Genomic DNA, 14007 nt, shown 5'->3' on the forward strand with positions numbered 1-14007 from the left:
TCATCTTCGAAAAGGAGAACCCCTATGCGTCGACTTCCCACCCTGCTCTCTCTTTGCTTCCTGATCGGCCTGGCTTGCTTCGCCGGCAGCGCCGCCGCCAGCGATGCCGACTTCGCCCTCGAGCACGTCGCCCTGGTCGATGGTGGTAACCGGATCGAGGGCTCCCTGCGCCTCACCGGTTGCGATGCCGGCGAGGTCGGCCAGGCGACCGTCGCCGTCGAGCACGAGGGTCGAGTCCTGGCCGAGCAGACCTTCGATCTCGCCGCCATCTTCAGCGACACCGACGGCGGCGATCCCTGCGCCAACACCTCGAACGACAAGTGCGACACCCAAACCTGTCCCGACGCCATCATCAATGGCAAGAAGCGCAAGGGCACCTGCGAGCCCAGCATCGTGCTGTGCGTCTGTGACTACGGCGTCGTCGGCATCGACATCCACGTGCCGTGGGAGAACGTGCCGCAGCGGGCCCGACTGGAGGTGGTGGTCGATCCTCAGAACCAGGTCGCCGAGGTCTCCGAGAGCAACAATCGACAGATCCTGACCCGTTGATCACATGCCGGGAGCCGTTTCGAGCGGCTCCCGGACTTTCTGTCCCAAGGAGCGAGCCCCGATGCACCCCGACCCGGGCTCGCCCGATCCCATCGAGCCAGCTCTCGGCCCAAGGGGCTACACTCCGTTGGTGAGTCGTCGAATCTTCAATCGGCGCCGCTTCCTGGCCGGGAGCGCCGCCCTGCTGCTGTCGCCCGCATCGCAGACGGCGGGCAGGACTACGCAAGCCTCCTCGGCGGAGGCCATCTTCAAGGCCGCTGGCGTGACCGGCGCCTTCTGCCTCCAGGAGCTGGCGACCGGTGAGCAAACGGTCGTCTTCCCAAGGCATGTCGACCTGCCGTTCCGGCCGGCTTCGACCTTCAAGATCCCCAACACCTTGATCGGCCTCGCCACCGGCGTCATTCCGAACGCCGAGCTCGAACTCCCCTGGGACGGTCGCCGGCGGCCCTTCGTCGAGGCCTGGAACCGTGATCACGATCTCGAAAGCGCGATGAAGAACTCGGTGCTGTGGTACTTCGAAGAGATCGCGCGGCGGGTGGGCCTGGCCGCCTATCGCGAATACCTGACCCGCTTCGACTACGGCAATCGCGACCCCAGCGGTCACCCGACGAGCTTCTGGCTAGCGGGAAACTTGCGGATCTCGGTGCGCCAACAGGCGAGCTTCCTCGCCCGTCTTCTGAACGGCGCTCTCGACGTGCCGCAGCGCCATCTCGAAGTGGTGCGCCAGATCCTGCCGTCCGCCGTGCAGCGAGGCACCACCGTACGCGCCAAGACCGGTCTCTGCGAACAGGGTGACCGGCGCGTGGGCTGGCAAGTGGGCTGGATCGAGCGCCACCGCCCAACCCACAGCTTCGCTGCCGTCGTGCTGGGAGACACTGCAGGCGCCTGGCGCGAAAGTCCGACTTTCGCAGCGCGACGGCAAGTGGCACCGCAACTCCTGCACCATTTCGGCCAGCTACCCGCGGAGCTTCCAGCCTTGCGCTGACTCCGCGCACCGGCCGAGCTTCACTCCTCAGCAGGGCAGATCGCCGTAACGCGACTCCTGGCCGCAAGGCTCGAGGGCCTCGTCAGCCTGATCCGGGGAGCGCGCAGTCGCGCCCTCACCGAGCACAGTCCAACCGTCTCAACGACTGCGAGCGGAAACGAAAGCACCGGCGAGAATCAACGCCGCCCCGACAAAAAACCAGCCGTCCGGCACCTCGGCGAAGAAAAGCATGCCCCAGAGCCCGGCAAAGGCCACCTGCAGGTAGGACAGGGAGGTCGCCTTGCCGGCCGGCAACAGCCGGATGCCGCGGGTCAGATAGACCTGGCCGAGCTGGGTCGCGATGCCGACGCCGAGCAGGATCAGCCACTCGAAACCGTGCGGCCAGACTCCGTGTTGCCACACCCAGGGCAGCGCCAAGGGCACGGTCACCAGCGGGAAGTAGAGAATGATCACCATCGAGTGCTCACTGCCGCTCAGGCGGCGCACCAGAACATAAGCGAAGGCGCTGAACAGGGCGCCACCGCCAGCGGCGGCCAGGGCCAGCGGCGGCAAGTCGGCGGCCGCCGCCCCGAAGAGGAAAGATGGCCGCGCCACCGCCAGCACGCCGACAAGACTCAAGGCGAGGGAGAAGACCAGCGACGAGCGCACCACCTCGCCCAGAAACCAGGCCGCGAAAAGGGCGGTCAGCATTGGGTGGAGGTACTGGATGACGGTGGTTTCAGCGAGCGGGAGCTGGGTCACCGCGTAGTAGAAGCAGGTCAATCCGAGAAAGCCACAGAGGCCTCGCAGAAGGAGCCACGCGGGCTGGTTGCCCCAGGGCGAAACTCCGGCCCGACGCACCAGGGCGTAGCTCAAGACCAAGGAGACGATCGCCCGAGCCAGCACGATCTCCTGACTCGGCAGGCGCTCCCCGGCGACCTTGACCAGAGCGCTCATGACGCTGAACCAGAAGGCGCTCGCCACCATCGAGCGCACGCCGCCCCTGACCGCCGATGTGTTCATGGTTTTCGGGCACCAACGCCGAGATCAGGAAGGCCGTCGACACCACCGGACAACCAACTCCTCGACGCAAAAAAAAAGCGGCCCTCGAAACCACCCAAGACAGGTGGCTTCGAGGGCTCGAAAGTGAGCTACTAACGACTTGAATGGCGAGAAACTAGGGCTCGGAGGAGAACGCCTAGCGAGAGTAGAACTCGATGACCTTGGAGAGGTCACAAATTACCGGCACCTCGCTACGTTCCGGCATCCTCTCGAATTGAATCGTCATTTTGTCGATGTCGACCGACAGGTAGTCGGGATGGCCGGTGCTCGACTGAATCGCGTCTCTGAAACAGAGAATCTTCTGGCTGGACGGACGCACCCGCACCAGATCACCGGGCCGTACCCGATAGGACGGCACATCGACCTTGCGGCCGTTGACCTCGAAATGGCCATGGCCAACGTACTGCCGCGCTGCATAAATCGAACGGGCGAAACCTCCGCGAAGCACCACCGCGTCCAGCCGAGTCTCAAGCATCGCGACCAGGTTGTCCGCCGTGTTGCCCTTCTTTTGCATGGACCTCTTGAAGTAGGTCTTCATCTGACGCTCGTGGACGTTGTACTGCGCCCGGAGCCGCTGCTTCTCGACCAGCTGCTCCTTGTAGCCCGAAGGCCGGCGCCGGCGTCGATTGGGTCCCTGTTGTCCCGGCGGATAGGGCCGCTTTTCCATAATCCTCGCAGCCTTCGGAGTCAGGGCAAGCCCCAACGCCCGAGACAACCGCACCTTTGGACCGTTGTACTTCATTCTTCAACCTCCAAGAGCACCCACCCATCAGGGGTTCGGCCTCTTCCAGCGTTATTGAGACGATGTCTCATTAACTGGTGTTTATTCTGGACCGAAACAGTCCGATTTGTCAACCGTCGAGCTGTGAAGGACTTTTCCAACGCGTCGTCACAACCGCGACCACTGCTTGCTAAGCTATTCGGCAATGAGTTTTCCCAAGCCCTTCTATCGCTGGCGACCGCATCCTTGGCACGGTCTCGATGTCGGTCCGGATCCACCGCGGGTGGTCCATGCCTATATCGAGATGACGCCTTTCGATCTGGTCAAATACGAGATCGACAAGACGACGGGATATCTGGCCGTCGATCGGCCGCAGCGATCCTCCTCCCAGCCCCCGGCCCTCTATGGGTTCGTTCCTCGCACCTTCTGCGGTGAAGAGGTCGAGCGTTTGTCGCCCCAGGCGACGCAAGGGGATGGCGATCCGCTCGACCTCTGCGTACTTTCCGAAAGGCCCATCGACCGCGCCGAGGTCATCGTCAAGGCGCGAGTGGTCGGAGGCCTCCAGATGGTTGACCAAGGAGAAGCAGACGACAAAATCATCGCTGTCCTCGAAGGAGACAACCTGTGGGGACATGCCGCGGGCCTGGCGGACATTCCCGAAATCCTGGTCGAGCGACTGCGCCACTATTTTCTGACCTACAAGCTGGTCCCCGGTTCCGAGACCGGAGTTTCCATCGAACAGGTCTATGACCGCGAGCACGCCGAAGCGGTGGTCGCGGCCTCGATGCGAGACTACGCAGCCGAATTCGGCGCCTGAGGTCGCCGCCGAAGAGCCCTACGGAAGATCTCGCGAATCCCCCGTAACCACCCTCCGACGTCCGCTCGGACGCCACCAGCAAGCCCCTATTCTACGTCCTTCCGGGCCCGAGTCCAGTTTTTCCATAGACCCCCGCAGGTTCACCTTTCGTATAGGTGTTTGTGAGGGCACCTCAGAAGAGGGCTCTCGGCGGAAGCAAAAGACCGGAGATTCGGTGCCCGCACCGCACTCCTTGTACGAGGATTCGAACCCCTATGGCAGTCACTCCCGAGAAGAAGCCTCACGAACGCCTAGTCCTTCCGTCCCTCGCCGTCGCCGGCAGTGTCGGCCTGCTGGGCCTCTTGCGTCACCAGTTCCAAAGCCGCCAGATCTTCGAGCCACAGGGCCTTCCGGAGGTCGATGCGCCGCCCAGCCCCTTCGGACCGCAAGCGCAGGATCAATGGTTCGAGAGCCGCGACGGACGACGCCTCCACGGTTGGTGGATCGTCCACCCCCGAGCCCGCGGCACGGTGCTCTTCTGCCACGGTAATTCCGGCAGCATCGGCCACCAGATCGCCCTTCTCGAACGCCTCCGGCCGCTGCGCATGAACTTCTTCCTGTTCGACTACCGGGGCTACGGCCAGAGCGCCGGAACGCCGAGCGAGAAAGGCGTCTTCCTCGACGTTCGCGCCGCCTGGGACCATCTCACCGGACCCCTCGGCCAGCCCGCCGAGCAGATCATTCTGTTCGGCCATTCGCTCGGCGGCGCCATCGCCATCGACTGCGCCCTCGACCGCCCGGTGGCCGGCCTGGTGGTGCAGTCGAGCTTCACCGATATTCGCGGCATGGCGCGAGTGCGCTTCCCTCGCCTGCCGGCTTGGGTGGCTCGCAATCAGTTCCGCAGCCGCGACAAAGTGCAGTCCTTGAGCGTCCCGAAGCTCTTCATCCACGGTATGCGCGACCGCACCATTCCACACCAGCTCGGTGTCGAGCTCTACGAAGCGGCGACGGCTCCCAAGCAGCTCTTTCTCGTCCCGCGAGCCAACCACCGCAATGTCGCCCTGCGCGGCGGCCGAGGCTACCTGCGCCAGCTCATGCGGTTTCGGGATCAGCGCCTGCGGGCGACCACCAGCGCGACGGCCTCGTGAAGCCCGAGGCCCGGATCGGAGCCATCCCCGAGCGGGTGATGAACTCGAAGGTCTGCTCCGCCATCGCCGGACAGCGCCAGATTCGGTTTTTCTACAAGGGCGGCTACCGGGTCGGCGAACCCTTCGCCCACGGCCAGAGCCGGGACGGATCGGAGCTCGTTCTGGTCTACCAGACCGATGGCCACAGCTCCTCGGGAGCCGCCCTCGGATGGCGGACCTTTCGCCTCGAACGCCTGTGGGAGCTCGAGGTGCTGGAGGCGACCTTCGACCCTGAGCGACAAGGCTTCGACCCCTTCATGCTGCCGATGAGCCGCGTGTGCTGCCAGTGCAGCGAGGCCTGATCGAGCTGCGATTCGGCTATCATTTCCAAAGTTCCGGCCCGTCCGCACGCCATGAAGCCCTTTCACCTCCTCCTCGGCCTGTTGCTCCTGCCGGGCGCCGCGACGCCGATCGAAGGCCAGAGCCTCAAACCCAGCCGGAGCTCCCTCAACTCCCAGAATCACCAGGCCCGGGATCACGACTTCACCTTTCTCCGCAACCCGGCCCAGGTCGCCCGCTTCGTCGAACGCGGCTGGCTGGTGCCGATCACCGGCAATCGCGACTATCGCCTCGACGGCGTTTCGTTTCCTTACGGTCGGCCCGAGGTCCGCCTGTTCGTCGAGCGACTGTCCCGTCAGTATCGTGCCGCCTGCGGCGAGCCACTGACCGTCACCAGCCTGACGCGACCGCGCAGCCACCAGCCCTGGAACGCCTCACCGCGCAGCGTTCATCCCACCGGCATGGCCCTCGATCTCCGCCGCAGCCGCAGCCGCGACTGCCGGCGCTGGCTCGAGCGCACGCTGCTCTACCTCGAAGGTCAGAAAGTGCTCGAGGCCACCCGCGAGCGCTGGCCGCCGCACTATCACCTGGCGATCTTTCCGCGCCCCTACCGCCAGTACGTCGCTGGCCTGCGCAATCGCGGCGACGCCAAGACCTACCGCGTCGCCTCCGGCGACACGCTGTGGAAGATCGCTCGCAAGCATCGCACCGAGGTCGAGGTCCTACGGCGCCTCAATGACCTCGATTCGAATCGCATTTTTCCGGGGCAGATGCTGAAGGTCCCGAGCGACGACTAGTTCGTGCGACCTTTCGCCGAACGATCCAGAGAAAAAAGACGCGCCAGAGCCCCCTCTCGATCCGCCGAGGCCGGCGATTGATACTGTTGCGGTGAGTTTTCTGCGGTTTCTGGGGAGGAGCCTCAAGTGTCACAGCGACTTTCGGTAGCAGAGCTGGCGAATCTCTACGGTTTTCCGGAGAAGGTCGACGGCAAGGGCGAGACCATCGGCATCATCGCCCTCGGCGGCGGCTACTACCCGGAGGATGTCGAGCTTCTCTTTCGCAGCCTCGGTCAACCGGCCCCCAAGATCGTCGACGTCAGCGTGCCCGGCCACCAGAGTCGCGGCACCAACCGACCGGTGAGCCGCGAGATACTGCAGCAGCTCGTCAAGGCCTTGGCCGAAGGCTCGGCACCGCCGCCCGACGCCATCGCCACCCTCGAGACTTCGATGGACGTGCAGATCGCCGCCGCCTTCGCGCCGGGCGCCGATCTGGTGGTCTACTTCGCGCCCAGCGCGGACGCCGAGGGCTTTCTCTACACGCTGCTCACGGCGATTCATGATTCGACCCACCGGCCTTCCGTCATCTCCCTGAGCTGGGGCTGGCCGGAGCCCGAGGAGATGGCCGACGGCCAGGCCAAGGCCGGGGTCATCCAGGCCGTCGACGAGCTCTTCGCCCTCGCCTCCCAGAAGGGCATGACCCTCTGCGCCTCGTCCGGAGACACCGGTTCCGGCGTCGGCCTCCCGGCGGCCGACGAGGCCACCGCCATCGATTGGGTGCAGTTTCCCGCCAGCAGCCCCTATGCCCTGGCCTGCGGCGGCACCTCCCTCGATGGCGCCGGCCTCGAAGAGGTGGTTTGGTCGGTCGACGTCGGCGGCACCCTCTACGCCAGCACCGGTGGTGCCTCGAAGCTGTTCGATCGCCCGGAGTGGCAGCAGCGCATCGTCTGCTCGACCCTCCCCGGCCTCGGCCGCGGCGTTCCGGACGTCGCCGGCCTCGCCGATCAACGCTCCGGCGTCACCTTCTATCTCGGCGGCGCCGAGCAAGGCTCCGCCGGCACCAGCGCCGCCGCCCCACTGTGGGCTGCCCTCATCGCGCGCCTCAACGAGGCCCTCGGCCGCCGCCTCGGTCACGTCAATCCACGCCTCTACCGCATCGCCAAGGACGATCCGTCGATCTTCCGCGATGTCGTGGCGGGCTCGAACGGCGGCTTTCGCGCCAGCCTCGGGTGGGATCCCGTCACCGGCTGGGGCAGTCCCCACGGCGAGAAGCTCCTCGCCGCCCTTGCCGCCGACCTCGAGGCGTTTCCTTAGCAGGGGGGCTAAAGGCGCCCCCCTCGGCCGCACGCACGTGTCGTGCGGCCTCACCCCCGTCCTCAGCGGCTCTGCCGCTGCCTCGCGGCTTCGCGCTCGGTAGCCATCTGCTTCCAAAGCAGACGGCTGCTTTCTTCGTCCTGCCGAGGATACTGGCGCCACCGTCGGGCTGCGTTGCTCGGCATCTCGCGCATGTCGCGCGCCTCACGGCAGCCCAGGTACGCCCGACCTCGGCGGCGAGGCCGCCGCCTCGCGCTGATCGCGCTCGGTGGCCGTCTGCTGCTCTAGCAGACGGCTTGCTTTCTCTCACCAACTTTTCGAGACCTCGAGGCACTCCTCGGCCGGGTGGCCGCATCTTCGGCTCAGCGGCGCCGCGGCTTGCTTGCTTCCTTCGAGTTGCCCTTCTGGAGGTTGTTTGTCCCGCTCGTGGCCGGTTGGCGACACGGATCCAGGGGATGGGGCCTGCGCCCCGCCGCGACCATGGATTCTTCACCTCGCCTTTCGACCCGCCGCCTGCTGCTGTGGCCTTCGACCCTCGCGCTCGCCGAGGCCGAGCTCGAAGGTCGGGAGAGCCTGGCGAGAGGTCTCGGCGCCGCGGTGCCGAGGCACTGGCCGCCGCCCCTCCACGACCGGCGCTCGATGGCGTACAACCGCCTGTTTCTGCGCGACAACCCGGAGTCCGTCGGCTGGGGACTGTGGTATTTCCTGCGCCCGACGGGCGATCGGGGGCTTCCCGAGCTGATCGGAGGCGGCGGCTTCCAGGGCCTTCCGACATCCGCCGGTACGGTCGAGATCGGTTACTCGATCCTGCCCCACCATCAACGCCAGGGATTCGCACCGGAGGCGGTCGAAGCGCTGGTCCGTTGGGCCTTCGAGCAGCCCCGGGTGAAGCGGGTGACGGCCGAAACCCGACCGGACTCGCGACCGTCCATCCGAGTTCTCGAGAAGTGCGGTTTCCGCCAATGCGCGGCGGCAGAGATCCTGCTCTTCGAGCGCTTGCCCTGAAGGCGGCTTTCGCTGCGGAGGTGAACGGCCAGAGGGCGCGGAGCGCCCTCTGGTGAGGAGCCGAGCAACGGCCCCTCGTCGTCGGCCGATGGGTCGGGTCGCTAACGCTTGAGGGAGTCGCGAATCTCCTGCAGCAAGACGACCTCCTCGGAGGGCTTGGGCGGCTCGGCCGGCGCTTCCTCTTCCTGTTTGCGCGCCTTGTTCATGGCCCGCACCATCATGAAGATGACGAAGGCGATGATCACGAAATCGAAGATCGTCTGGATGAAGCTGCCGTAGTTGATCGTCGGCGCCCCGGCTTCCTGGGCGGCAGCGAGGGTGTCGTAGGGAACGTCCCCCAGGTTGATGAACAGCTTCGAGAAATCGACTCCGCCGAGCATCTTGCCGATCGGCGGCATGATGACGTCATTGACCAGCGAGCTGACGATCTTGCCGAAGGCACCACCGATGATGATGCCGACCGCCATGTCGATCGCATTGCCCTTGACCGCGAACTCCTTGAACTCTTCCATCATGGACATGAGAAACCCTCCTTCCCCGCTCTGCAGGGTGCGTTCAAACTGCGTTTTCCGCGCCGCAGTCCAGCCGTCGCGGAATCCTCGAACGTCCAGTCTTCGGCCCGAGGCTCGGCCCTCCGCCCACGCGGCGGTCTGACCTCGAGGCCCGAAGCCGGGCACCAGCGTCGTCTAGAAGCTCACCACCAAAGCGACTGAAAAGATGGAATCCAGATCGTCCAGCTCGACCAGCACCGTCTGGGAGCCGGGTGACGCCACTGGGGTCACCAGGTCGACTTCCGTCAGGGCTGGCTGATTGTCGTAAAGCAGTTGCAAGCTGGTCTTGAGAGCCAAGCGCTCGCTCATCGCCACGGCCAGCGCTAGAGTCGTGTCGGCCCGATAGTCGGAAGTCTCATCGAAGTTGGTATCGATCGCCAGGACGTTGGTGAACGTGGTGCTCTCCGTCAGCAGGCGCCGATAGTCGTAGGACAATCGCAGGCCGAGATAACCATCGTCGGAATTTTCGCCTTCGAAGATATCATCTTGCTTGGTGTAGGTAAGGCCGTAGTCGGTGCGCAGGGCGGTGGTTTCGTCGTCGAACCAAACATTGCCGACACCGGCGATACCGACGTAACGGTTCTCGAAGCCGGCGAACTCGTTGCGCTCCCAACGAGCCCCGAAAAACCAGAAAAATGCATCCGTCAGATGGCGGTCGTAGCGCCCGGCGAGCAGGTAGTTCTCCGCCGTCAGGTCCGACTCCGAGTCCTCCCGCACCCGAAAGCCGCCGGTGCCATCGCCGATCGCGGTACGCGGCGTCACCGTCGATTCGGCCCGCAAGGCCGCCGCCACCAGCTCGAATCGAGCCTTCTCCCACTGGTGCTCCAGGACATTCCGCAGGCCGAGGGTTTCGGCCTCGGCGTTGCCCCCGGTCGCAACATAGGTGAGCTCGGCGACATCCGACCAGCCAAGCTTTCTTTCCTCCTCCTCGGCCCCGGTCAGTCCGGGGAACAGCAACACTCCCAACCAGAGTGCGGTCCACTTCAGGCTCTGCTTCATGATCTGTCTCTCCTCGAGCTACGAGCAAGGGCTGCTACCCCCACCGCAGGCAGGGGCTCGTCGTTGTTCCCAAGGAGGCCGTAACCGCCGAACGGCGGTCTACTGGCGAGCGACGTCTTCCAAAAAGACGCTGTTGGCGATGGCGACCGTCCGTCCCTCGTGCTCGAGGAGCGTCTGAGTCGGCCCGATGACCTTCAATACACCCCGCTCGCCGCGAATCTCCATCTCGTCTCCGACTCGGAAGATCTTGCGAGCGTAGAAACCGGCCAGGATGCTGCGGGTGATGTCCCGAGTTCCCAGGCCCAAAGACAGACCGAAGGCCAGGGCCAGACCGGCGAGGCAACAGAGAGTAACAATTCGAATGATCTCTGTCTCGATGCGGAGCTGACTCAGGGCCATGATCCCGGCCACGAACAGAATCAAGGCCGAGGCCAGGCTGCCGAGGGAGGATCCGAAGTCGATACCGGCGCCGGCCGCCATCCGCCCCACGGCACGACCCGCCACCTGCCCTCCCAGGCTTCCGAGAATCAGAATCACCACCGCCGCGACGAGCCGCGGAAGATAGGCGAGGAAGGCTCCCATCGCCTCGGCGACGGCACTCAGCCCCAGCGCCTCGGCCGCCGTCCGCGCGAACAGGAAGAGCAGCAGGAAGTAGATAACCCGCGACACCAGGCGATGGGCCGGTGCCGAGATGCCGAGCCTCTCGAGGCTCTTGTCGAGACCCAGCTTCGCCATCAAGGTATCGAAGTGAAGGCGCCGCAGGGCGCCTCGCAGGATCCACTCGCAACACTTGGCGACCAGCAGCGCCAACACCAGGAGAAGAAGCCCGAGGAGCACTCGCGGCAGGGCGGCAACGGTCGAGCGCAAGGCACCATCGAAGGCCACCAGCAATTGATCGCCCAGGGCGACGGTCTCATCCATCATCGTTCTTCTCCTCGGGGGAACCCATCAGGTCGAAGGTGGCACCGAGGAGCTCCCGGGTGATTTGGGTCACGGCGGACCACGAAAGGCCCACCAGATCCGCCGCCAGGTGGCGGCGCTCGATACGTTGCCGAACCTGCTCTACGAAGCCCTCCCGCGGCGGCTCGCGCAGATCGCCCAGCAGACTGATCGGCTCGCCCATCGCGTCGTCTCGGGTCATCCTTCCACCTCCCGCCGGTAGCGTCGGCGAAACTCTTCTCGGCCACGTTTGATTCTCATTTTGACCGCCGAAAGCCCGACGCCCAAAGTGTCGGCGATCTGCTGGTAGCTGAGGCCATCGGCATCGCGCAACACCAGGGGCACCCGCAAGGTGTCGGGCAACTGGCGCAAGATCGCCGCGATGCGTCGCCGATCGCGCCGCGACACCACCTCCTGCTCGGCCCGCGACGGCACCTGCATCTGCGGCGCCACGGCCACCACCTCGTCCTCCAGGGACACCGCATTCCGGAGCTTGTTCTTCTCCAGGAAGTTGAGGCAGTGGTTGATCTTGATGCGCTGGACCCAGGTCCCGAAACGTGCCCGGCCCTCGAATCCGTCGACACCGAAGAAGGCCTTCACGAAGACCTCCTGAGCAAGGTCCCGAGCCTCCTCCGAGCCGCCCGTCAGGTAACGGCAATTGGCCAGCACCTGGGCCTCGTGGCGCGCCACCAGAATCTCGAAAGCCCGCAAGTCTCGGTCTTCCGCCTGCCGCCAGCGCTCGACCAGCTCTTCATCGGGAAGGTCTTCGAGCGAGCTCATCAACTCTCCAGACCGGGCACAACACAAAAAGTCACGTGACTTTTTGCGCAACGACTTGTCTGAGGAAATGGAGGTGCTCCCCATGGGCGAATTCGCCCCGCGGGAGAACCCATCACGATCGACATGAATCGGCACCGACGAGCCGGGTCGAGCTCGACCACTGGTCGGCCGCCGAGTTTCCGAATGCCATGGAGGTTCGAAGAGATGAGGATGATGACCATCGCAGGAAGAGTCCTGCTCCTCGCGGTTCTGATCTGGTGTCTGCCCATGACCTTGGCGGCCCAGGAGCCCGACCCCGGCGCGACCGCCGGAACGTCCGTCAGCAGTGCAGAGGTCGACAACCCGACCGCCCCGGCGACAGCCCCCGATCCAGCACCAACGGATCCCGCGGCGACGGCGGACCAGGATCCCTCGGTGGTGGGGACGGTGGTGGGTGGCGCCCAGCGGACCGCGAGCTCGAGCGTCGGAGCCGTCGGTGAAGCGGTCAGCGAGACCGCCGGCGCGGTCAGCGGCGGCCTCGCCGAGGTCGCCAGCCAGGGCAAGGCCCAGTGGCGCGAGGTCCTGATGCCGATGGGCCAGCGCTTCGCGGCGGCTTTTCCGTCGGTGGTCAAGGCCATCGCCCTGCTGCTGTTGTTCTGGCTGGTGGCGCTGCTCGCCGGCGCAGCGGTGCGTAAGGTCCTGAGCTTGACCGACAAGGACGAGAAACTGGCTCGCGATTGGGGCCTCGAAGGCTTCCTCAAGCGCAGCGACGGTAGCGAGCGCAAAGTCGACGACATCGCGGGCACGGTGGTCAAGTGGATCATTCTGCTCTTCGGCTTCGTCGCCTTCTTCAACGCCCTCGATCTCGAGCTGGTCGCCAGCCCGCTCCAGAACGTCCTCAACACGGTCACCGGTGCGGTGCCTTCGTTGCTCAAGGCGGCGGTCATCCTACTCGCCTACTGGGCGATCGGCAGCGTCGTCAAGCTGGCGGCGACCAAAGGCCTGGGCGCCCTCGGCTTCGACCAGCGCGCCGGCCGCTTCCTGCCGCCACGGGAAATCAAGGGCGAAACCGTCGGCCCGAGTGCGCTGGTCGGCCGGCTGCTGTTCTACATCATCCTGCTGCTCGGCATCCTGCCCTTCCTGCAGGCCCTCGGCCAGGAGTCGCTGGTCGCTCCGCTGCGCGACATGATGGCCAAGGTGCTGGGCTTCATCCCCAACATCGTCGCCGCCCTGATCCTGCTCTTCGTTGGCAAGATCATCGCCACCGTGGTGCGCGAGATCGTGACCAACTTCCTCGCCGCCACCGGCATCGACGGAGTCGCCGAACGCTTCGGTTTCGGTCAGGGAGAGAAAACCAAGAAGGTCTCGGAGATCGCCGGTGCGGTCGCCTTCTTCTTCATCATCATCCCGATTCTGGTGGCCGCCGTCGACAGCCTCAAGGTACAGGCCATCTCCGATCCGGTGAAGAGCACCCTGGAACAGTTGATGGCCGCGATTCCCTTGATCTTCGTCGCCTTGGTGGTGATCGCCGTCGGCTACTACATCGCCCGCGCCGTGCGCGGCTTCGTCGAGTCGTTCCTCTCCGGTGTCGGCTTCGACGGCCTGCCGAAACGCCTTGGTTTGAGCTTTCTCGAACCGCGCGATGGCGCCATGTCGCTGTCCGCCATCGGCGGCACCGTGGTGATGGCGGTCATCCTGTTGCTCACCGCCGAGCAGGCCCTCGCCACCCTCGGCCTACACCAGCTCTCGGACCTGGTCGGAGGCCTGCTGGCGTTCCTGCCGAGCCTGGGAATCGGCCTGGCGGTGATTCTCGCCGCCCTCAGCCTGGGCCACTACGTCTCGGAACTGCTCGGACGGGTCCTGGCGAGCTCGGCCCATCGCGCGATCGTTCAGGCGGTGGCCAAGTGGGCAATCGTCTTCCTCGGCTTCAGCATGGGCCTGAACCAGCTGGGAGTGGGTCAGGAAATCATCGTCATCGCCGTCTCGGCGGTGCTCGGTGGCGCCGCCCTGGCGCTCGGCCTGGCCTTCGGCCTGGGCGGCCGAGAGAAAGCGCGCGAGATCATCGATCGCGGCAATCTGTAGGGCTATCGGGGGCTCTCGAGAGTC

The 14007-nt window shown here is 65.3% G+C and carries 16 protein-coding genes; 9 read left to right on the plus strand and 7 right to left on the minus strand.

Going from position 1 to position 14007, the window contains the following annotated elements; genetic code table 11:
* Positions 1–24 precede the first annotated feature (24 nt).
* Together AAF604_11845 and AAF604_11850 are read left to right on the plus strand one after the other, a co-directional pair.
* Positions 25–549: a hypothetical protein gene (locus tag AAF604_11845; protein MEM7050347.1), complete on the plus strand. Its 525-nt coding sequence runs from the start codon at positions 25–27 to the stop codon at positions 547–549.
* Positions 550–679: 130 nt separating this feature from the next.
* Positions 680–1534 (plus strand): penicillin-binding transpeptidase domain-containing protein, encoded by an 855-nt coding sequence (locus AAF604_11850; GenBank protein ID MEM7050348.1) that lies wholly within the window; start codon positions 680–682, stop codon positions 1532–1534.
* Between the two features lie 138 nt (positions 1535–1672).
* Here AAF604_11850 and AAF604_11855 read toward each other — a convergent pair whose 3' ends face one another.
* Positions 1673–2536, minus strand: coding sequence for a DMT family transporter (locus AAF604_11855; protein MEM7050349.1), 864 nt, complete (start codon positions 2534–2536; stop codon positions 1673–1675).
* A gap of 175 nt (positions 2537–2711) precedes the next feature.
* Positions 2712–3317, minus strand: coding sequence for a 30S ribosomal protein S4 (gene rpsD / locus AAF604_11860; GenBank protein MEM7050350.1), 606 nt, complete (start codon positions 3315–3317; stop codon positions 2712–2714).
* 184 nt (positions 3318–3501) lie between these two features.
* Between rpsD and AAF604_11865 the strand changes: the two genes are divergently transcribed.
* The 6 genes from AAF604_11865 to AAF604_11890 all read left to right on the plus strand — a co-directional run bounded on the left by AAF604_11865 (position 3502) and on the right by AAF604_11890 (position 8653).
* Positions 3502–4113: an inorganic pyrophosphatase gene (locus tag AAF604_11865; protein MEM7050351.1), complete on the plus strand. Its 612-nt coding sequence runs from the start codon at positions 3502–3504 to the stop codon at positions 4111–4113.
* 254 nt (positions 4114–4367) lie between these two features.
* A complete protein-coding gene (locus AAF604_11870; GenBank protein MEM7050352.1) occupies positions 4368–5240 on the plus strand; it encodes an alpha/beta hydrolase in 873 nt (290 codons plus the stop codon).
* A 38-nt stretch (positions 5241–5278) separates the two neighbouring features.
* Positions 5279–5581, plus strand: coding sequence for a hypothetical protein (locus AAF604_11875; protein MEM7050353.1), 303 nt, complete (start codon positions 5279–5281; stop codon positions 5579–5581).
* 51 nt (positions 5582–5632) lie between these two features.
* Positions 5633–6355, plus strand: a complete 723-nt coding sequence (locus AAF604_11880; protein MEM7050354.1) for a DUF5715 family protein — start codon at positions 5633–5635, stop codon at positions 6353–6355.
* Between the two features lie 126 nt (positions 6356–6481).
* Positions 6482–7648, plus strand: a complete 1167-nt coding sequence (locus AAF604_11885) for a S53 family peptidase (GenBank protein ID MEM7050355.1) — start codon at positions 6482–6484, stop codon at positions 7646–7648.
* Between the two features lie 480 nt (positions 7649–8128).
* Positions 8129–8653, plus strand: a complete 525-nt coding sequence (locus AAF604_11890) for a GNAT family N-acetyltransferase (GenBank protein MEM7050356.1) — start codon at positions 8129–8131, stop codon at positions 8651–8653.
* 101 nt (positions 8654–8754) lie between these two features.
* On the opposite strand, the gene mscL is transcribed toward AAF604_11890, so the two are convergent.
* The 5 genes from mscL to AAF604_11915 form a co-directional block, all read right to left on the minus strand.
* The gene (gene mscL, locus AAF604_11895; GenBank protein ID MEM7050357.1) at positions 8755–9174 is read right to left on the minus strand and encodes a large conductance mechanosensitive channel protein MscL; all 420 of its coding nucleotides are present in this window, start codon (positions 9172–9174) and stop codon (positions 8755–8757) included.
* A 165-nt stretch (positions 9175–9339) separates the two neighbouring features.
* Positions 9340–10203: a DUF481 domain-containing protein gene (locus AAF604_11900; protein MEM7050358.1), complete on the minus strand. Its 864-nt coding sequence runs from the start codon at positions 10201–10203 to the stop codon at positions 9340–9342.
* 99 nt (positions 10204–10302) lie between these two features.
* Entirely contained in the window at positions 10303–11127 is an 825-nt protein-coding gene (locus tag AAF604_11905; protein MEM7050359.1) for a hypothetical protein, read from the minus strand.
* Positions 11117–11344: a hypothetical protein gene (locus AAF604_11910; GenBank protein MEM7050360.1), complete on the minus strand. Its 228-nt coding sequence runs from the start codon at positions 11342–11344 to the stop codon at positions 11117–11119. The genes AAF604_11905 and AAF604_11910 overlap by 11 nt, the downstream gene beginning before the upstream one ends.
* The gene (locus AAF604_11915) at positions 11341–11922 is read right to left on the minus strand and encodes an RNA polymerase sigma factor (GenBank protein ID MEM7050361.1); all 582 of its coding nucleotides are present in this window, start codon (positions 11920–11922) and stop codon (positions 11341–11343) included. The genes AAF604_11910 and AAF604_11915 overlap by 4 nt, the downstream gene beginning before the upstream one ends.
* Positions 11923–12132: 210 nt before the next feature.
* Here AAF604_11915 and AAF604_11920 point away from each other — a divergent pair, with 210 nt between their 5' ends.
* A complete protein-coding gene (locus tag AAF604_11920) occupies positions 12133–13983 on the plus strand; it encodes a mechanosensitive ion channel (GenBank protein ID MEM7050362.1) in 1851 nt (616 codons plus the stop codon).
* The last annotated feature ends 24 nt before the right edge of the window (positions 13984–14007 follow it).

This window comes from Acidobacteriota bacterium (genome assembly GCA_039028635.1).
Taxonomy (GTDB): domain Bacteria; phylum Acidobacteriota; class Thermoanaerobaculia; order Multivoradales; family JBCCEF01; genus JBCCEF01.